The 17,505-nt window shown below is 61.6% G+C and carries 22 protein-coding genes and 1 pseudogene; 11 read left to right on the plus strand and 12 right to left on the minus strand.

Annotated elements, in window-relative coordinates; genetic code table 11:
- Positions 1-153 precede the first annotated feature (153 nt).
- Positions 154-690, plus strand: a complete 537-nt coding sequence (locus tag V8P77_RS16545) for a BA14K family protein (RefSeq protein ID WP_335913404.1) — start codon at positions 154-156, stop codon at positions 688-690.
- A gap of 346 nt (positions 691-1,036) precedes the next feature.
- Here V8P77_RS16545 and V8P77_RS16550 read toward each other — a convergent pair whose 3' ends face one another.
- From V8P77_RS16550 to V8P77_RS16560, 3 genes are all read right to left on the minus strand, one after another.
- Positions 1,037-1,969, minus strand: a complete 933-nt coding sequence (locus V8P77_RS16550; protein WP_335913405.1) for a DUF3313 domain-containing protein — start codon at positions 1,967-1,969, stop codon at positions 1,037-1,039.
- Positions 1,970-2,035: 66 nt separating this feature from the next.
- Complete coding sequence (locus V8P77_RS16555; protein ID WP_335913406.1) at positions 2,036-3,388, minus strand: sensor histidine kinase; 1,353 nt, start codon at positions 3,386-3,388, stop codon at positions 2,036-2,038.
- The gene (locus V8P77_RS16560) at positions 3,388-4,059 is read right to left on the minus strand and encodes a response regulator transcription factor (protein ID WP_335913407.1); all 672 of its coding nucleotides are present in this window, start codon (positions 4,057-4,059) and stop codon (positions 3,388-3,390) included. The genes V8P77_RS16555 and V8P77_RS16560 overlap by 1 nt, the downstream gene beginning before the upstream one ends.
- 138 nt (positions 4,060-4,197) lie before the next feature.
- Between V8P77_RS16560 and V8P77_RS16565 the strand changes: the two genes are divergently transcribed.
- Positions 4,198-4,344 (plus strand): hypothetical protein, encoded by a 147-nt coding sequence (locus tag V8P77_RS16565; protein WP_012757973.1) that lies wholly within the window; start codon positions 4,198-4,200, stop codon positions 4,342-4,344.
- A gap of 15 nt (positions 4,345-4,359) precedes the next feature.
- Here V8P77_RS16565 and V8P77_RS16570 read toward each other — a convergent pair.
- Positions 4,360-4,541 (minus strand): annotated as a pseudogene (locus tag V8P77_RS16570) (NAD(P)H-dependent oxidoreductase); the annotation flags it as partial.
- Between the two features lie 137 nt (positions 4,542-4,678).
- Between V8P77_RS16570 and V8P77_RS16575 the strand changes: the two are divergent.
- Genes V8P77_RS16575 through V8P77_RS16585 form a run of 3 tightly spaced genes read left to right on the plus strand, consistent with a single transcriptional unit; the run spans position 4,679 to position 7,283 of the window.
- Positions 4,679-5,680: an ABC transporter ATP-binding protein gene (locus V8P77_RS16575; protein ID WP_335913408.1), complete on the plus strand. Its 1,002-nt coding sequence runs from the start codon at positions 4,679-4,681 to the stop codon at positions 5,678-5,680.
- The gene (locus V8P77_RS16580) at positions 5,677-6,477 is read left to right on the plus strand and encodes an ABC transporter permease (RefSeq protein WP_335913409.1); all 801 of its coding nucleotides are present in this window, start codon (positions 5,677-5,679) and stop codon (positions 6,475-6,477) included. The genes V8P77_RS16575 and V8P77_RS16580 overlap by 4 nt, the downstream gene beginning before the upstream one ends.
- A gap of 2 nt (positions 6,478-6,479) precedes the next feature.
- Positions 6,480-7,283, plus strand: coding sequence for an ABC transporter permease (locus V8P77_RS16585; protein WP_335913410.1), 804 nt, complete (start codon positions 6,480-6,482; stop codon positions 7,281-7,283).
- Between the two features lie 25 nt (positions 7,284-7,308).
- On the opposite strand, the gene V8P77_RS16590 is transcribed toward V8P77_RS16585, so the two are convergent.
- Complete coding sequence (locus tag V8P77_RS16590; RefSeq protein ID WP_335913411.1) at positions 7,309-7,830, minus strand: winged helix-turn-helix transcriptional regulator; 522 nt, start codon at positions 7,828-7,830, stop codon at positions 7,309-7,311.
- 90 nt (positions 7,831-7,920) lie between these two features.
- Here V8P77_RS16590 and V8P77_RS16595 point away from each other — a divergent pair, with 90 nt between their 5' ends.
- A complete protein-coding gene (locus V8P77_RS16595; RefSeq protein WP_335913412.1) occupies positions 7,921-8,562 on the plus strand; it encodes a dihydrofolate reductase family protein in 642 nt (213 codons plus the stop codon).
- Between the two features lie 276 nt (positions 8,563-8,838).
- On the opposite strand, the gene V8P77_RS16600 is transcribed toward V8P77_RS16595, so the two are convergent.
- Positions 8,839-9,459 (minus strand): TetR/AcrR family transcriptional regulator, encoded by a 621-nt coding sequence (locus tag V8P77_RS16600; protein WP_180694789.1) that lies wholly within the window; start codon positions 9,457-9,459, stop codon positions 8,839-8,841.
- A gap of 135 nt (positions 9,460-9,594) precedes the next feature.
- Between V8P77_RS16600 and V8P77_RS16605 the strand changes: the two genes are divergently transcribed.
- A complete protein-coding gene (locus tag V8P77_RS16605) occupies positions 9,595-10,626 on the plus strand; it encodes an aldo/keto reductase (RefSeq protein ID WP_335913413.1) in 1,032 nt (343 codons plus the stop codon).
- Between the two features lie 241 nt (positions 10,627-10,867).
- Here V8P77_RS16605 and V8P77_RS16610 read toward each other — a convergent pair whose 3' ends face one another.
- Positions 10,868-11,743 (minus strand): bifunctional helix-turn-helix transcriptional regulator/GNAT family N-acetyltransferase, encoded by an 876-nt coding sequence (locus V8P77_RS16610; protein WP_335913414.1) that lies wholly within the window; start codon positions 11,741-11,743, stop codon positions 10,868-10,870.
- Between the two features lie 63 nt (positions 11,744-11,806).
- On the opposite strand from V8P77_RS16610, the gene V8P77_RS16615 reads away from it, so the two are divergent.
- Positions 11,807-12,703 carry a hypothetical protein gene (locus V8P77_RS16615; protein ID WP_335913415.1) on the plus strand — a complete coding sequence of 299 codons (897 nt, stop codon included), beginning with the start codon at positions 11,807-11,809 and terminating at the stop codon, positions 12,701-12,703.
- On the opposite strand, the gene V8P77_RS16620 is transcribed toward V8P77_RS16615, so the two are convergent.
- Together V8P77_RS16620 and V8P77_RS16625 are read right to left on the minus strand one after the other, a co-directional pair.
- Positions 12,700-13,536: a class I SAM-dependent methyltransferase gene (locus tag V8P77_RS16620; protein ID WP_335913441.1), complete on the minus strand. Its 837-nt coding sequence runs from the start codon at positions 13,534-13,536 to the stop codon at positions 12,700-12,702. The genes V8P77_RS16615 and V8P77_RS16620 overlap by 4 nt on opposite strands.
- Positions 13,537-13,565: 29 nt before the next feature.
- The gene (locus V8P77_RS16625) at positions 13,566-13,841 is read right to left on the minus strand and encodes a hypothetical protein (protein ID WP_335913416.1); all 276 of its coding nucleotides are present in this window, start codon (positions 13,839-13,841) and stop codon (positions 13,566-13,568) included.
- A 65-nt stretch (positions 13,842-13,906) separates the two neighbouring features.
- Here V8P77_RS16625 and V8P77_RS16630 point away from each other — a divergent pair, with 65 nt between their 5' ends.
- Positions 13,907-14,338 (plus strand): DUF6841 family protein, encoded by a 432-nt coding sequence (locus V8P77_RS16630; protein WP_335913417.1) that lies wholly within the window; start codon positions 13,907-13,909, stop codon positions 14,336-14,338.
- 106 nt (positions 14,339-14,444) lie between these two features.
- Here V8P77_RS16630 and V8P77_RS16635 read toward each other — a convergent pair whose 3' ends face one another.
- Both V8P77_RS16635 and V8P77_RS16640 read right to left on the minus strand, forming a co-directional pair.
- A complete protein-coding gene (locus V8P77_RS16635; RefSeq protein WP_335913418.1) occupies positions 14,445-14,807 on the minus strand; it encodes a MarR family winged helix-turn-helix transcriptional regulator in 363 nt (120 codons plus the stop codon).
- A 5-nt stretch (positions 14,808-14,812) separates the two neighbouring features.
- Positions 14,813-15,280, minus strand: coding sequence for an Lrp/AsnC family transcriptional regulator (locus V8P77_RS16640; RefSeq protein ID WP_335913419.1), 468 nt, complete (start codon positions 15,278-15,280; stop codon positions 14,813-14,815).
- A gap of 124 nt (positions 15,281-15,404) precedes the next feature.
- Between V8P77_RS16640 and V8P77_RS16645 the strand changes: the two genes are divergently transcribed.
- Together V8P77_RS16645 and V8P77_RS16650 are read left to right on the plus strand one after the other, a co-directional pair.
- Positions 15,405-16,616, plus strand: a complete 1,212-nt coding sequence (locus V8P77_RS16645) for an argininosuccinate synthase (RefSeq protein ID WP_222008012.1) — start codon at positions 15,405-15,407, stop codon at positions 16,614-16,616.
- A gap of 272 nt (positions 16,617-16,888) precedes the next feature.
- Entirely contained in the window at positions 16,889-17,062 is a 174-nt protein-coding gene (locus V8P77_RS16650; RefSeq protein WP_003540843.1) for a hypothetical protein, read from the plus strand.
- A gap of 36 nt (positions 17,063-17,098) precedes the next feature.
- Here the strand turns inward: V8P77_RS16650 and V8P77_RS16655 are convergent, their stop codons facing one another.
- Positions 17,099-17,482: a VOC family protein gene (locus V8P77_RS16655; RefSeq protein WP_335913420.1), complete on the minus strand. Its 384-nt coding sequence runs from the start codon at positions 17,480-17,482 to the stop codon at positions 17,099-17,101.
- Positions 17,483-17,505 lie beyond the last annotated feature (23 nt).

The raw sequence follows: 17,505 nt of genomic DNA on the forward strand, positions 1-17,505 counted from the left end.
TCGCCTTGCCCCCTATCGACCAGCTCTATATGTATGAAAGCACGGTACGTTAGCAGATGCACACATACATAACCCCTCCCCATCCCAAAATGAAACCTATTCCCTCCCCCCGCGTTATCCCCCCGATACATCCGTTGACCCAAGGTGAGTGAAATGAACAAATTCGGCATCATTGCCCTGTCGATAGCGACGGCCTTCTCGGGAATGCCGGCCTCGGCAGGCCCGGTCTTCGCGCCGAGCCCGATGCTATCGGCCCAGCCGGCGCCTCAAAGTCCCGATGCCCGGATCATGACCGTCGCCTGCAACCCATACTCCATCGTCTGCTCGGGCGATGGCGATAACCGCAGATCCTACCGCAACCGTGACCGCGACAATGATCGCGATCGCGACCGCCGCAGCTACCGCGATCGCGACAATGACCGCGACCGCTACAGCTACCGCGAGCGCCGCTACGACCGTGACGACCGCTGGGATCGCCGGTATCGCCGATATGACAACCGATACGACAATAGCGGCGCCATCATCGGCGGCCTGGCAGCCGGCGCCCTCCTCGGCGGCATCATCGCTTCGCAGCCGCGCGCACGTGCCTATAGTTCACATGCCGAATATTGCTATAGCCGCTACCGGTCATACCGCGCCTATGACAATACCTACCAGCCGAACTACGGCCCGCGCCGCCAGTGCCGCTAACCCCGGCCCATCCATCAGAGCAAGCCTCGCATGAAGATGCGGGGCTTTCTTAATGTCGGGAGTGTCCCGAAACAACCTCGTCCCGCTTCCCAACAGCGCTCAGCCGTGCTGTCGTCCAACTCCAGCCGCGTGAGCGATTGATGACAACTGGAGAAAACAGCAATCCCGCCGGCCGCGTCGTCCTGCGGGATCTCAAAACCCTTTCGGGCAACGAAGACGATATTCGTGACGGATTTCCAGACGGACGGAGCACAAGCCTTGCCCGCCCTTGCTCCGTCCGTCCCGTCAGCCTGGGGCGGGCTGAGTGCTGATCGCGGCGGCTTGTCGGGGCCGGCGCCGGATTCTCTCAGTAGGTCGCGGTCGGTTTTGGCTTCTTCTCGGTCCACTGCGGCGGCGCGCCGTATTTGGCGGCCACGGCCCCCATCAGTCCGGGCGGCCGGCCGAAGGCGTCGCAGGCGGCGTATTTCGGTTTGCCGCCGAGCCAGGATTTCATCCGCTGCCCTGAGGGCAGCGTGATATCCAATCCCTTCGGCTCCTTGCCCTTGATCAGCATGCGGGAAAACTCGCTGCTGAATTTCGAAGCCAGGCTATAGGCATCGCCGACTTCGGAAACGCGGGGGTTGTTCTGCAGCGAGTTTGCCCCGCGCGACCAGACGATTGCCGCCCGCTGCACGCCACCGCTGTCGACGGCCTCCGCCTCGACCGCCAGTCCGCCAAGGCCGGCCGGCAGCCGGGGCACGCTGACGGGCAGTACGAAACCGGTGCCGACGGTCACGACGGTCGAAACACCCGCCATCGCCTTGTTGGTCGGCACAATGTCGGTGACGACGGAGCGGATCGTCAGATCCGCCGGCTGGCCGGCAGAGACCAGCTGGTATTTGTCGCTGAGCGAAATGCAGAGCGCCCGGTCCAGAGCGTTCGCCACCATCACGCGGTCGGCGTTCGATTTGACGCGGGTCGCGGCGTTGAAAGCGAAAGTCGTCGGCACGATGCTGACCGTCTTTGCCGGACTGAGGCGCGTCCCATCGACATAGACGCGCGACTTTGACAGCTTGCCCTTCGGCGCGCCGAGATTGCGATAGGAGGAAAGCGTGCCGGCCTCCTTCAGCGGCACTGAACTGCACCCGGCCGCGGCCATGGCGAGCGCAACCGGCAGAGCGAGGGACAAGCCCCTCGACGCCACGGGGAAGGAAAATGGGAATAGGTTGCTGCGCACGCTGTCTGGCCTCCGTCGCCGATGAACTCGAGCGAAAGTGGCGGTCGAGAATTGCCGCAGCATTACAGATCGCTTCCCTGAGCCTTTACTGATCAGAACCAAGGCGGATGCCGCTCAAGCAAGCCTGACCTATGCGAGTTCGATCATCACCCGCGTCCCGTCAGCACCGCTTTCGATGCTGACCTCGCCGCCGTGGTTTGCGGCGATCTGTTTGACGAGGCTGAGGCCGAGACCGGCGCCCCTGCTCTTCGGGGTGACGCGATAAAACGGCTCGAACACCAGCTCCCGATGTTCGGCCGGAATGCCTGGCCCTTCGTCGGCGACCGTGATCCGGCCGCCGCCGGAGGGTGAGCCCGACACAGAAACCGTGATCATGCCGCTGTTGCCTCCGTGGTCGATGGCATTGCGTACGAGGTTGCTCACCGCCCTTGGTAGCGCCGAAGGGCTGCCCTTGCGTTTCAGGCTCTTGACCTCGCTCTGAAACGAAATCTGATAGCCGGCGGCAATCGCCAGCGGCGCCAGATCGGCAACCGTCATTTGGGCGATCTCGACGAGATCAACCATTTCGTCGAGATCGGCGGCCTGGTCATTGCGCTCGAAATCGAGCAGTTGCTCGGCCGCTTGCGCGAGCCGCGCCACGTCGTCGAGCAGCCGCTGCCGCTCGCGCCCGTCGGGCATGCCGTCGATGCGCGTCTGCATGATGGCGATCGGCGTCCGCAGCTCATGCGCCGCATCGAGCAGGAAACGCTGGCGTTTCTTAAACTCGTTCTCAAGCCGCTCAAGCGTTCCGTTAAAAGCAATCACCAATGGTGCGATTTCCGTGGGAATACCATCCACCGGCAATCGGGCTCCTTGCCGGCGGGGTTCGATTTCCGATGCCTTGCTCGCTATATCCTTCACGCCGGCCAAAGCGCGCGCTACGACGCGGGGGATCGTTAGAAAAACCCCGGGCAAAGCGATGGCCAAAAGTGGTGTGTAAATGAGGTAGGTTTTGCCGAGTATTGCCAGAAATGCGGAGCTTCTGCTGGCGTTTCCGCCGTACATCACTCTGTACTCGCCTTCTGCCGTGTCGACACGGTCGATGGAGGCGACCTCGGTCGTACCAGACGCCCCTCGTATGTCGGCGTCTTTGATGAGGTAGACGTACCGGGCTAGGTCCATATAGGGCGCCGGTATTACGCCGTAGGAGGCCGTTTCTCCACTGGGTGTTGCGACGAAAAACCAGAGCCTGTTGTTCTCAGCCTTGAACGACCTGAGACGCGGGCTATCAGCTATGACGATCCTGCCCTGCGAGTCGCGCGTAAGAGCTTCCTCGAGGGCTGCAGTCAGTTGAACCTGCATTCCTTCATTGGGCGAGAGGATGCTGGTGGCGTAAATGCAAAGCCCAATGATCACCGTCGCAACAACAGCCACGAAAACGATACTGAGCTGCCAGCTGAGCGTCCACCAGAGTGAAGGGTTCGACTTGGTCGCCTCGCGCATCATTCTTCCTTCATGAGATAGCCCACGCCGCGGATATTATGGATCGCTACACCGGCGCCGGCATCGATCAGCCGCTTGCGCAACCGTGAAATATGCGCGTCGAGCGCATTCGACTGGATCTCCTCTTCGTAGTTGTAAACCGCTGCTTCCAGCGTCGAGCGCAGCACGGTCTTCTCCTTTCGCCTTGCGAGTGCTGAAAGCACCAGAAGCTCGCGCCGGGGGAGATCGAGCGGCGTAGCATCGACGGTGACGCTCAGATGCAGCGGGTCGATCACCAGCCGCCCGGCCGTGATCTTGAGTTCGGCCAGTTCAGGCGATCGCCGCAGCACGGCCCTGAGCCGCGCCATCAGCTCCTCGACCAGGAACGGCTTTCCGAGATAGTCGTCCGCCCCGAGGTCGAGGCCCTCGATCCGCTCCTTCGGTTCATTCAGCGCCGTCATCACGATGATCGGCGTATCCTTCCCCGTCCGCCTGAGCTCAGGAATGAAGCTCAGCCCCTCTCCGTCGGGCAGGCGCCGGTCGAGCAGGATTGCATCGTAGAGGTTCTGCCGCGTCAGCTCGACCGCATCGACCAGATGCACTGTGTGGTCAGTAACGATCCCATGTTTGCCGAGTGCGGCCGACAGCGCCTCGGCCAGCTCCCTCTCATCCTCTATCAGCAGTATCCGCATCGCCTGTCCATTGTCTCGCTCTCCCCTCTGTCCGCCACAAGGGTTGCGGCAGCATTGCGGAGCTTGCAAGGCAGCCGGTCATGCTGCTGCAATTGTTGAGGTCCAGCACAAGAATATTCGCGGCAGCTGGAGATCAAGATGATCCGACCAATCCTTCGTCTTCTGACGAGACACTTCCTCTCCGCTTTCATCCTGGCAGCGCTGCTCGCAGCCCCGCTCGTCATCCTGCACACGCTTCACGAAAAGACGGCATTCGAGAACGGCCTGCTGATGGACGTCCGATGATGCAGCGAGCGAACCTTAGGCGGTCTTACTGTCCGCCATGCAATAGGCCGAGAATGCCTGAAGATAGGCCTGCACCCTGGAACGGTTCTCCGCTGCCTCGACGGCCTTGAACACCTCCGCCGGCTCCAGCTCCATTAGAGGAAGCCGGACGACAACGTCGCCGCGAACCGGTCGCTGACGGTCGCAAGAACGGTGCGAGCGTCGCTGTCAATGCAAAAGGCTAGGCGCGATTGAGTAGCATCCAAAAAAGCGACTTTTGCTTGAACTGACCGAGCCTCGCGTTAGCCTGGGTGCTGCTGCCGAATCGGCTGGAATCATCCCCGAGGAAATACACATGACGGCTTTGATCGAGGCGCGGGGCGTCAGCAAACGCTTCCGGCAGCACAAGCGATTTCCAGGCCTGCTGGGCGCTTTGAAGACACTGGTGACCAACGAATATACGGAAGTTCTGGCGGTTTCCGACATCGATTTCGACATCGCGGCGGGCGAAGCCGTGGGCTATCTCGGCCCCAACGGCGCCGGCAAATCGACGATGATCAAGATGATGACCGGCATTTTGGTGCCGAGCGACGGCACGCTCTCGGTCCTCGGCCGGACACCACATCTGCGGCGGATGGACAATGCTCGCGAGATCGGCGTTGTTTTCGGCCAGCGCAGCCAGCTCTGGTGGGATCTGCCGCTGGTCGACAGTTTTACCCTGCATCAGCGCATCTACGACATTCCCACCGCCCGCTATGCGGATAATCTCCGGCGCTTCAGCGAGTTGCTGGATCTGACGCCCTTTCTCGACCGCGCTGTGCGCCAGCTCAGCCTGGGTCAGCGCATGCGCGCCGAGATCGTGATGTCGCTGCTGCACGATCCCAAGATCCTCTTTTTGGACGAGCCGACCATCGGGCTTGATGTGGTCGCCAAGGATGCCGTGCGGCGTTTTCTCGCCGAGATCAACCGCGAGCGCGGCGTCACCATCATCCTCACCACCCATGATCTGCAGGACATCGAAACCATCTGCCCGCGGCTGATCATGGTCGATCATAGCAGGCTGATCTTCGACGGTGAATTGAAGAGCCTGCGTGCGGCATTGGGCTCGGCCCGGCGGCTGACACTCGAATTTGCCAGCGACCCCGGACCGCTGCCGTTACGCACCGCGGCGCTCGTCAGCGACGAAGGCTTGCGCAAGAACTATCTCATCGAGCGTGAAGACATCTCGATGGTCGCGATCCTGTCGGAGGTCGGCAGCGGGCGGGGCCTCAAGGATGTGGCGCTGCACGAGCCCGACATCGAAGAGGTCATCCGCACCTTCTACCAGCGCCGCAATGCCAAGGCCCTGGCATCATGAGCGCCTATTTCGCCTTCGCCCGCAGCTCCTTCCATTCGCAGCTCGCCTACCGCAACGAAGTATGGGCCAATATCTTCGGCAAACTCGTGCAGGTTTTCGCGCGCGTCGCCATCTGGCAGGCGGCCTATGCCGGCATCGGCGGCATCGTGGTCGACGGCGTTTCCCTGCAGCAGATGGTGACCTATGCGCTGCTCGGCGGCGCGGTGATGGGAGCGACCCGCCCGGAAAGGATCATCGGTGAGATAGGCCGGTCGCTCAAGACAGGCGATATCGCGGTCTGGCTGCTCAAGCCCTTGTCCTATCCGCTCTATCTTTTCGCCAACGAATGCGGCAGCTTCGGCTATCGCCTGATGACCCAGGTCATTCCGACCATCGCCTTCACCGCGTTGTTTTACGGCATGCTGCCGCCGGCGACCCTGTTCGATGGCTTGATGTTCATCGCCTTCTGGGCGCTGTCCTTTACGCTACTGTTCCTGATGTCGGCGCTCTTCGGCCTCGTCGCCTTCTGGCTGATGACGAGCTTCTCGCTGGACTGGATCCTGAGCGCCCTGCTGCAATTATTCTCGGGCCTGCTGATACCGTTCTGGTTCTTCCCCGAACCGCTGGCCACGATTGCCCGCCACCTGCCCTTCGCCTGGGTGGTCTATTATCCCAATGCCGTCTATCTCGGCAGGCTGTCCACGGCCGATGTCTGGCTCCATCTCGGCCTGGGCCTTGCCTGGGCCGCGCTGTTCCTCGCCGGCGTCCTCTGGCTGTGGCGCTGCGCCTCCACCCGCATCACCGTGCAGGGAGGCTGATCGTGCTTATTCATCACCTTCGCGTCCTGCCGCTGCTGGTGCGGATGCATGTCCGCTCCCAGATGGAATATCGCGGCGCTTTCTGGCTCGACCGTCTTGCGCAGATCCTTTCCTATGGCAGCGTCTTTGCCACCATCGGCATCCTGCTCGCCCGCTTCGATACGCTTGGCGGCTGGACCTGGCCGGAGCTGGCGCTGCTGTTCAGCTTCCAGCTGCTGGCTTATTCGCTCGGCGCCGCGATGAGCTTCGTGCAATTGCGCGACCTCGAAGAACTGGTGCGGCTCGGCACTTTCGACACGTTGTTGGTCAAGCCTTTCAGCCCCTGGGCCTATCTGGTTTTTTCCGGCCTCAATATCGGCTATGCCGGCCACGTCATCCTCGCGGTGGCGCTGATGGGCTGGGCCGTTCTGTCCGTCGACTTCGCCTGGTCGATCTGGTCGGCATCGTTCCTTATTGCCGCGCTCCTCAGCGCGACGCTGCTGACCGCGGCGCTCATCACCATGATCGGCGCCACGGCGCTGATCTGGGTGCGCTCCAACCACCTGTTCTCGATCTTCTTCGGCTTTTGGGAATTGACGCGCTACCCGCTCAACATTTTCCCCGGCGGCATCCAGACCATCCTCATCACCGCGGTCCCGCTGGCCCTCACCAGCTCGGTCCCCGTCGGCGCCCTGCTCGGCAAACCCATCCCGATCCTCGGGGACTGGGCCGGGCCTGTGGCTCTCGCGGCCGGCCCGATCTGGGTGTTGATATCAATCGCCTACTGGCGATATGCCACCGGCAAGTACCAGGGCGCCGGCGGCTGATCGAGCCGACCGACCTCCCTCGATATCAGGATGCCTGCGACACCGATCGCGCGCGGACCTCGATGAATGCCGCAGTCAGCTTCGCGAGCACCGGCGAAGTGCATGTTCCGATAGCGCCGCCGATCGGATCGACGATGTGGATCTGCCGGAGATCCTCCATGAACTCGTCCCACAGCGGCGGCCCGCCTTCTTCGAGAAGCTGCGCACGGATGCTCAGTTCCTCGCTCACAGGCAGATGCCGTCGTCCCCAGGCGCCGATCATGGCAAAGACCGGCACGAGCTGGATCGCCGGCTCCGCCAGGCTGTAGATCGCTTTCTGGCTGTGGCTCGGGTCGTCCCGCTTGCTGATGAATCCGAGCGAGAGCAGACGCTTCAGCCTGGCAGCCAGAATGTTGGAGGCAATCCCCTCCTCCGAATGGGTCAGAAGATCGCGGAAATGGCGGCGGTTGCCGAACATGATGTCCCTGATGATGATGAGGCTCCACCGATCGCCCAGCACTTCCATCGTCAGGTTGATCGGGCAGCCCGAACGCAGTTCAATATCCACGAATTCTCTCCTTAAAACTGGTTGCAATATAGGATCACTTATGCGACAACGCAACTAGTTTCGGTCCGCAATCAGATGGAGGAGAGCAACATGTCCAAGGTGCGTGTCGCAGCATTTTCCCTTTCCGTGGATGGTTTTGGCGCCGGGCCGGAGCAAAGCGTGAACGATCCGCTGGGCAAGCGGGGAACGGAGATGTTCGAATGGTTTTTCCGTACCCGCACCTTCCGCGCGATGATCGGAAAGGACGGCGGTTCTGAAGGCGTCGACGAGGATTATGCGGCCCGCGGCATGGCCAATTTCGGCGCCTTCATTCTCGGACGCAACATGTTCGGCCCTATCCGCGGCGATTGGCCGGATGATGCCTGGAAGGGCTGGTGGGGACCGAACCCGCCCTATCATGCACCGACCTATATCCTGACGCATTATCCCCGCGAACCGATCCACATGGAGGGCGGTACGACGTTTCACTTCGTCACCGGCGGCATCGAGGAAGCACTTGACAAGGCGAAGGCGGCGGCCAGCGGCAAGGATGTGAAAATCGGCGGCGGCGTCAGCACCGTCCGTCAGTATTTGCAGGCCGGCCTGATCGACGAACTGCATTTCGCCATCTCGCCCGTCGTGCTCGGCAAGGGCGAGGCGATGTTTGCAGGCATCGATCTCCCGGCCCTCGGCTTCCGCGTCGCCGAGCATGTCGCAACCGAACACGCCACGCATATCGTGCTGGCGAAATAAACGAGCCCCGACCGGGATTCCTTCACGCCAGCGCATGCCGCAGGATACCTGCGGCGGCAATGGCGATGATGACATCAAGACGGAAATCCCGACGCAAAAGATCCTGGCAGGTGCCGCTCTGAAGGCTGCCTGCCAGGGCGTGTAAGTTTTGCAGCCGGCTACCTCTCAACGCCATTCGAAGAGGATATCGAGCTGTCGATGCGGACCTGATGACGCAAAGCCGTTGCCCGGCCGCGCGCGTGCCGGCCGGGCAACAGCAGGTTCATTGTCGGAGCGTCACCGCTGTACAGCGCCGTAGCGCAGCCCGTCGACCAGCAGGGAAACCATACGCCGGGCATGTTCGGACCCTTGGGCGTAGGCGTGCATGCTGAGGCTTGCGGCTGCATTCAAAAGATCCTCGGCGGCGATATCGGTGCGGACCTCGCCGGCGGCAGCGGCGGCGTCGAGAAGCGAGCGAAGGGCCGGCTGCAGCCGTTGCTGGAAGTAGGCGGGCAAGGCATCGAAGGCTGGGTTGCCGGAGTGCAGGGCCGCCGCAAGCCCGCGCTTGGCCGCGATGAAATCGACGAAACGCTGCATCCATCTGGCCAGCGCTTCGCCCGGCGCATGTTCGGCGGCAAGGATCGGCGCAGCGTCGGCGCAGGCGTCGATTTCGCGGCGGAAGACGGCAACGACGAGGTCGGAACGCTCGGGAAAATGCCGGTAAACGGTGCCGATGCCGACGCCGGCCTTCTCCGCGATCTCGCGCACCGGGGCGTCGACGCCGGAGGTCGCAAATACCGTCAATGCCGCCTGAAGCAGCCCGTCGAGATTGCGCTTGGCGTCGGCGCGCACACGCCTGTCCGCCCTTTCCCCGGGCTTCAGGCCGTCCTCCTGCTCTTTTCTCTCATCGCTCATCATTCACTCACTTGCAAAGCGGAACATTGTTCCGTATATAACCGGAATACGGTTCCGTTTATGCAAGTTAACACAGCGCGACGGTGTTGGCCACATCGATGCGCACGAAGTCCGCCTCCCCAATAAAAGGAACAGACGATGCAATACCGCACGCTTGGAAGAACCGGCATCAAGGTCAGCCCCTATTGCCTCGGCGCGATGATGTTTGGCTCTGCCGGCAATCCCGACCACGAGGATTCGATCCGGATCATCCACAAGGCGCTCGATGCCGGCATCAACTTCATCGATACCGCCGATATCTACAGCCACGGCGAATCCGAGGAGATCGTCGGCAAGGCGCTCAAGGGCCGGAGCGACGACGTCGTGCTCGCCACCAAGGCACATCTGCCGATGGGCGACGACCCAAACCGGCAGGGCAATTCGCGCCGCTGGCTGACGCAGGCGGTCGAGGATTCGCTTCGTCGCCTGCAGACCGACCATATCGATCTCTACCTGATCCACCGGCCGGCACCCGACACCGACATCGAGGAGACGCTATCGGCCCTCACCGACCTGATACGGGCGGGCAAGGTGCGCGCCGTGGGATCGTCGACCTTCCCCGTCTCGGAAATTATCGAGGCGCAATGGGTTTCCGAGCGCCGCGGACTGGCACGCTTCCGCGTCGAGCAGCCGCCCTATTCAATCCTCAATCGCAGCATCGAACGCGAAGTGCTGCCCGCCTGCGAGCGTTACGGAATGGGCGCGATGGTGTGGAGCCCGCTGGCGATGGGCATGCTCACCGGCAAATACCGCAAGGGCGCGCCGCAACCCGACAGCGCCCGCGCCAAACGTTTCCCCAGGCAGATGAACGACGAGCGCCGGCTGGACGCGGTCGAACGGCTCATCCCGCTCGCCCAGCAGGCGGGGCTTTCGCTGGCGCACATGGCGATGGCCTTCACCATCGCCCATCCCGCCGTCACCTCGGCGATCATCGGCCCGCGCACGATGGAGCACTTCGACGATCTGCTTGCCGGCGCCGGGGTGAGCCTGACGGACGAAATCCTCGACCGGATCGACGCGATCGTCCCGCCCGGCACCGACGCCGGCCCGTTGGAGGCGGCCTATAATCCGCCCGCGGTAACGCAGCCGAACCTGCGCCGCCGCCCGATAGGGGAGCGCTTCGCCGCCTGACCGAGGGGGTGAGGCCCGGTCGGCCGAACGCCCTGAGCCATGCGAAGAGCCGGACAGCGGCGCCTCACCCTCCTTCAAATCCTGTGCTTGTCACAGAAATCCAGCCACGGCGCGTCTGCGCCGTGAATGACTCCCATCCAAGCAACAAACTCTCGCGCGCTCAAGGACTTGGGCGCACAGGATTCCTGTGACGAGCACAGGAATAACGGAGGAGAAGTGAGCAGCACAAAGCCACCTGGGTTTAAAGGCGCTTTTCAAAGAACGTGTCCGGGTATGGGTCGTCGTTGAAACGGTCGATCTCACTCCAGCCGGTTCCACGATAAAGCAGCGTTGCCTCGGGCAACGCACTATTCGTATCCAGACGCAGGAGTTTGATGGATAACTCGCGGGCGATGTTCTCGGCGGCCGTCATAAGACGCCTTGCGAGCCCAAGGCCGCGCGCGGATGGGGCGACCCAGAGCCTTTTGATCTCCGCGACCTCGCCGCCATTGCCCTTCAGCCCGACACAGCCGATCGGCAGGCCATCCGACATGGCCACCAGGAACGCACCGTGCGGACGGATCATATCCCGGGCGTCGGGATCGCGAGAAAGCGATACATCGAAACCCTTCTCGAAGCGGCGTGCGAGTTCACCGTAATATTCGTTAAGACAATAGCTGGCATCCTCGTGCCGCGGGTCTTTCTCCTCGAGCACGATCTGCTCACGTCTCAGCGAGGAAGCGACGATATCCATGGCGCGCAGCAGTTCATCCGGGCGGCGATGGCGCGCCAGAAACGATTTCGCCTGCGCATTGGAAAGCGTTTCATAAGCCTGAAACTCGCTATGGCCGGTTTCGGTCAACCGGGCAACGCGGCGACGCGCGTCCTGAGGGTTCGGCAGCGTCTCGATGAGACCCTCCTCTTCCAGACTGCGCAGCAGACGGCTCATCAAACCCGAGTCGAGACCGAGATAATCGCGGATCACCGCAACATCCGATTGCCCCCGGCCGATCGAATTGAGAACACGGGCTGCACCCAGCGGACGGCCGCGTCCGAGGAAAGACGTATCGAGAGCGCCGACTTCGGAGGTGACGGCACGGTTGAAGCGACGGACACGAGCGACAGGATCGTAAATCATGTTACCTGACTTTAGTCAGATAAATGATCCTGTCAATTCCGAGCACTCAAAGGAAGGGCATAAATGAGCCGCGCACTTCCCCGCCATCCGCCTTGCGCAGCAGCATCGCCTGGCCTATGGGATGGCAACGTTCCCAAGGCCCCTCCCGTGTTCCGTTTTGCCCTTCACGCCCTGATCGTTCTCATCCTGACGCTGCTGACGCAGATCGGCGGCATCGTCTATCTCGCGGTGCTGGCCGCCTCACGCGTCTGGGGCTTACGGAAGTTTCTGGCAAAGCTTGCGATCTTCGTGCTTTGCTATGCCGGAGCCACTTTTGCGGCGAGCCGCGCCGCGCCGATCTTCGGGCGAGTTCCCCTCTCCTGCATCGCCGACGCCACGGACAGGCTCGTGGTCCGCTCCCCGATCTATTGCCTGCTGAACCGCAACTACGTCACACCCGAGCTACGCGACCTGGCAAAGGCGCTTGCCGCCCACATGGACAAGGAATTCCCCGGAACCGTCACCGTCGCGCTGGATGCGAATTTCCCCTTCTTGAACGGCTTTCCGCTGCTGCCGCATCTGTCGCATGCCGATGGCAAAAAGCTAGACTTCGCCTATTATTACAAGGATGCCGACGGTGCCTTCCTGAATGGCGCCACCCGCTCCCCCATCGGCTACTTCGCCTTCGAGCAACCCGCCCCCGGCGACGAACTGCCATGCGAAGGGCGCAACGACTGGCTCACCACCCGCTGGAACTTCGATGCGCTGCAGTCTCTGTTTCCGGCCTATCGGATCGAGGAGCAGCGCACATCGGCAGCGATCGGCTGGTTGACGAGCGAAGGCGTGACACGCTTCGGCCTGCAGAAGATCTTCATCGAGCCGCATCTGAAGAACGTGCTCGGCATCACCGACGGCCATATCCGCTTTCAAGGTTGCCGCGCTGCCCGCCACGACGACCATATTCATATCCAGGTCGACTAATGGTCCGCCTCTAAGGAGCGTCGCCGTGCGGTATAGATCGCCGTCGTCATGTTACGTTCGACGCGTCCGCCAAAACGGGATGCGGCAATGGCTTCCAGGGCATCGAGCAGCGCGAAGCGCTTGGACGGCGGCAGTATGGTCACGTTGGAATAGGTTGCGTAGAGCCTGCGGACGGCAGCCGGATCGAGCGTCAGCGTCCACGAGAGAAATTGCGGCTCGTCGGCAATGAAGCCGGTGGCGGCCAGTTCCCCCACACGCGCGTTAGCTTCCAGCCCGTGAGGCAATCGCGCCGCATCGCCGCTCGACAGGCTCGACGGATGACTCGCGAACAGATGCACCGTTTCGTCGTGGAAAACATCCGGCCGGCCCGCGTCGCCGAAGACGTTCCACCACAGGGCGACCGCTCCGCCCGGCCGAAGCAGACCATGGATCTTCTTCAGCGATGCCGTCGGGTCGAGCCAGTGAAACATCGTCGCGGCAGCGACCAGATCGAAGGAGGCCGGCTTGAGATCGGCGGTCTCGAAAGGGGCCTCCACGATGTCGAGACAGGGATCGTCGATCGAGATGCGAAGGTAATCCGCAAGCCGGCCATCGGGCTCGACGGCAACGAGGCTGCGCGGCCGGTGACCGAGCAGCGCCATCGTCGCCAGCCCCGAACCGGCGCCGATCTCCAATATGTCGATGCCGGCCCTGAGACCGGCGCGCTCGCGCAGGGCCGCCCAGGTCGCTTGCGGATAAGGCGGCCGCGCGCTGTGATAATTGGCAGGATCATCGCCAAACGCTTCGCGGCCAAACCGCCGGTCAAGCTTTACCCTCTTCATCGCGGACTCCATTCGGCCGAGGCGCTGTGGCACCCGAGATCTCAAGAATGACTGATTTCGGTAAGGAGCCAATCACGAAATGCTTTGAGCTTTCGCTGCTGGCAAATGGTGGCTCCGAGCGCGCGGGCGGCTGGCTGCAGGAGAAATTCGGTGTCCTCTGGTAGGTCAGCCATGAAGTTGCGCTCCGCCTTAACGGCGGCCGCGACCGCAGGAAGGCAAAGCGAATGGTCCTGGCCATGTACAGGATGAGGAAGATCATCATCGCCCATCTTGAAGCGGCCTATGCTGGCTAGTCCCTTTGAACTCTTGGCTGGCATTGGCAATTGCACCACGCACAAGCATACTGCTACCCGGGATGCCCCATTGAAATTGAGGGTGATCGATGGAAACTGCGGTCAGGGACCTGTTTGTGCGATATCAGCAGCTCTTCAATCGCGCGCTGAGTGGCGATGTGGATTTGGATGCGAGCGCGTCGTTCTACGCTTCCGCGTTCATCGCAGCCTCGCCCGCCGGGGTCATGGCCGGAAAAAACGACGACCAACTCGGACGGATCATGGAGCAGGGCTATGAGCGGTATCGGGCGACAGGCACGAAAGAAATGCGGATACGCGATCTCCGGCTCTCCCCGATCGATGAGTGTCATTGCGTGGCTCACCTTGCCTGGACGGCGATCTACTCTCGACAGGACGCACCGGATATCTCGATAGATTTCGATGTCCATTATCTCGTTCAGAAACTGAATGGAGAGCCGAAGATATTTGGTTGGGTTTCCGGCGACGAGCAGGCGCTCTTGAAAGAATACGGAATCGTCTGACACAGCGCGTCCCCAATCGCGCAAAAACAAAAAGTTAGACCATCTCCGCGCCAGGAGAAACCAGGAATGATCTAGCCTCCGCGACGACGATACGATCCCTCGCCCGTCAGTGCCCGCCTTCGGTCTTGGCAAGCAGCCTGGCCAGCTCTTCGAGCTCTCCGGCCGAAAGGTGCCGGAGTTCCGCCGGCGGGCGATAATGCTCCGTCAACAGCTCGTCCTTGGTGACAGCGCCCTTCCCGGTCAGCTGTACCAGCTTGACGCGGCGGTCGTGTTCCGGCGTTACGCGTTCGGCAAGACCCGCACGCTCCAGCCGGTCGACCAGCCATGTCGCGGTCGAGGCGTCGCACCCCCATTGGCGAGCAAGCGCGCTGAACGGCTCCCCCTCGTCGTGCAAGGTGAATAGAGCCCTGGAATCGTTTGGCGTCAGCCCCCTCGGAACGCCTCTCCCCTGGGATGGGGATCGAGCCACGACGCCTATCTCAACGGCAGCTCGAAGCTTCGCTTCAACGTCTCCATCGGCACGTCGGTCTTGACGCTGAGGACGCTCGGAATGCGCGTCAGGTGATCGGCCTGAAAACGCCAGTAGCTATGCAGATCGGCGGTGACGATCCGAAGCACGGCATCACATTCCCCTGTCGTCAGGTAGCATTCCATCACCTCGGGAAAGCGCCTGACGGCTTCGGCGAAGCGGAGCGTGACCTCGGCGTCCTGGGTCTTGAACCAGACGCGGGCAAAAACCGTCAGTCCCGCCCCGACCTTTGCAGGGTCCAGCACGGCGACGTAGCGATCGATGATCCCGGCATCTTCCAAGAGCCGCACGCGACGCAGGCACGGCGAAGGCGATAGCCCTACCTCCTTCGCCAGATCGACATTCGAAATACGCCCGTCACGCTGAAGCACGCGCAGGATATGGCGGTCGATCGGGTCCAGGATGACTGGCATTTGATAGCTCCGATTCATACTACAGTGGCATGATATGCTAAACTCTCGCAATTTTACGGATGCTTCGCAAGCTCATTGCGCAGGACTTGGCCTATCGTTCCAGCATCGAGATGGAGGTGGGTAAATGACCAAGATAGAGAAAATCGTGCTTTCCTATTCGGGCGGGCTGGATACCTCGATCATCCTCAAATGGTTGCAGGAAACCTACGGATGCGAGGTGGTGACTTTCACCGCCGATCTCGGCCAGGGCGAGGAACTCGAGCCGGCGCGAGCCAAGGCGGAGATGGCTGGGGTCAAGGACATCCGCATCGTCGATCTGCGCGAGGAATTCGTCCGCGACTTCGTCTTTCCAATGCTGCGGGCAAACGCGCTCTACGAGGGGCAGTATCTGCTCGGCAGTTCCATCGCACGGCCGCTGATTGCCAAGCATCTGGTCGGCATCGCCCGGGAGGTTGGCGCGGATGCCGTTGCCCATGGTGCGACAGGCAAGGGCAATGATCAGATCCGGTTCGAGCTGGCCGTCAATGCGCTCGACCCGTCGATTAGGGTCATCGCGCCCTGGCGCCAATGGAACATCCGCTCCCGCATGCAGCTTCTGCAATATGCCGAAAAGCATCATATCCCGGTGCCGAGCGACAAGCGCGGCGAGGCGCCGTTCTCGATCGACGCCAACCTGCTGCACACCTCGACCGAAGGCAAGATTCTCGAAAATCCGGCGGAGGTCGCGCCCGATCATGTCTATCAGCGCACCGTCGATCCGGTCGACGCGCCCGACACACCCGAGATCATCACCATCGTCTTCGAGAGCGGCGATCCGGTTTCGGTGAACGGCAAGGCCATGACGCCAGCCGCTTTGCTGACCGAGCTCAATCGATTGGGTGGTCGGCATGGCATCGGGCGACTCGATCTGGTTGAAAACCGTTTCATCGGCATGAAGTCGAGGGGAATATACGAAACGCCGGGAGGCACGATCCTGCTCGCGGCCCATCGCGGCATTGAATCGATAACGCTCGACCGCGCCGCCGCCCATCTGAAGGATGAAATCATGCCCCGCTACGCCGAGCTGATCTACAACGGCTTCTGGTTCGCGCCCGAGCGGGACATGCTGCAAGCCCTGATCGACCACAGCCAGGATTTCGTCAGCGGCGAGGTGACGCTCAGGCTCTACAAGGGAAGCGCCTCGGTCCTTTCCCGCGCCTCCCCCTGCTCACTCTACTCCGCCGACCTCGTCACCTTCGAAGAAAGCACCATCGCCTTCGATCATCACGACGCGGAAGGTTTCATCAGGCTTAATGGACTACGGCTCAAGAGCTGGGCCGCCCGCAACGGCAGATGACCGCCCGATCTTACGTCAGCCAGCGCACCTAACGCTCACGACGCTCCAAACGCCTGCACTTCGACCGGCGGGAACCGGACGAAACGAGCGGTTGGCCGAAGCAGTCAAGGCATCCATGGAGAAGCCCCAAATCCGATTTCAAACGATTTTTAAAATAGCCACTCCGAAAGCTAATCGATTTTAATTTTATCGTTAAAATTTTCTTGTTGCAGCGCAAAAGAATTTAGACATTAATTTTTGCAGATGCTCAGTTTATTCGTTGGAGAATTCGCATGACTGTGACATTTCCGCTAACCGAAAAGCGCGACGCCGAGACATTGCTGAAACACTTGACGTCGCACAATCTCAGCGTTCCGGGAAACTGCGTCGTGTCGCTCAAGGCGCACGTTGCCCAGGTCTCATCCTCTCATACGACCGCGCTCGGCACCGCCCGTACCGCCTGGTAGTCCGCGAGACGTCGAGTTGCGGCAACCGAGTTGGCCTCAGCTATCGTAGACGACAGCAATCTTGTTTCCGGCGGGGTCGCGCACGTAAGCGGAATACCAGTTCGGCCCGTAGTGCGGACGTAGACCGGGCGCGCCGTCGTCCGTTCCGCCGTTTGTCATGGCCGCATCGTAAAAAGCGTCCACCTCGGCGTGGGACTTGGCCATGAAAGCAACCATCGAGCCATTTCCGGCGCTCGCCGGTTCGCCGTTGAACGGCGTGCAAACCCATAGAACGAAACCGTCACCCTTCCCGCCTTCGGAATAGGCGCTCCATCCGGGAAATTCCCGATGTTTGCTCCATCCGATCGTTGCCAAGGTCGCATCATAAAACCCATTCGATTTGACGGAATCGATTGCACCGACTGTTGCGTAGACACTCATGACCTTCCCTTCCCTGCTGCGGG

It is taken from the genome of Rhizobium aouanii (assembly GCF_037002925.1).
GTDB lineage: Bacteria > Pseudomonadota > Alphaproteobacteria > Rhizobiales > Rhizobiaceae > Rhizobium > Rhizobium aouanii.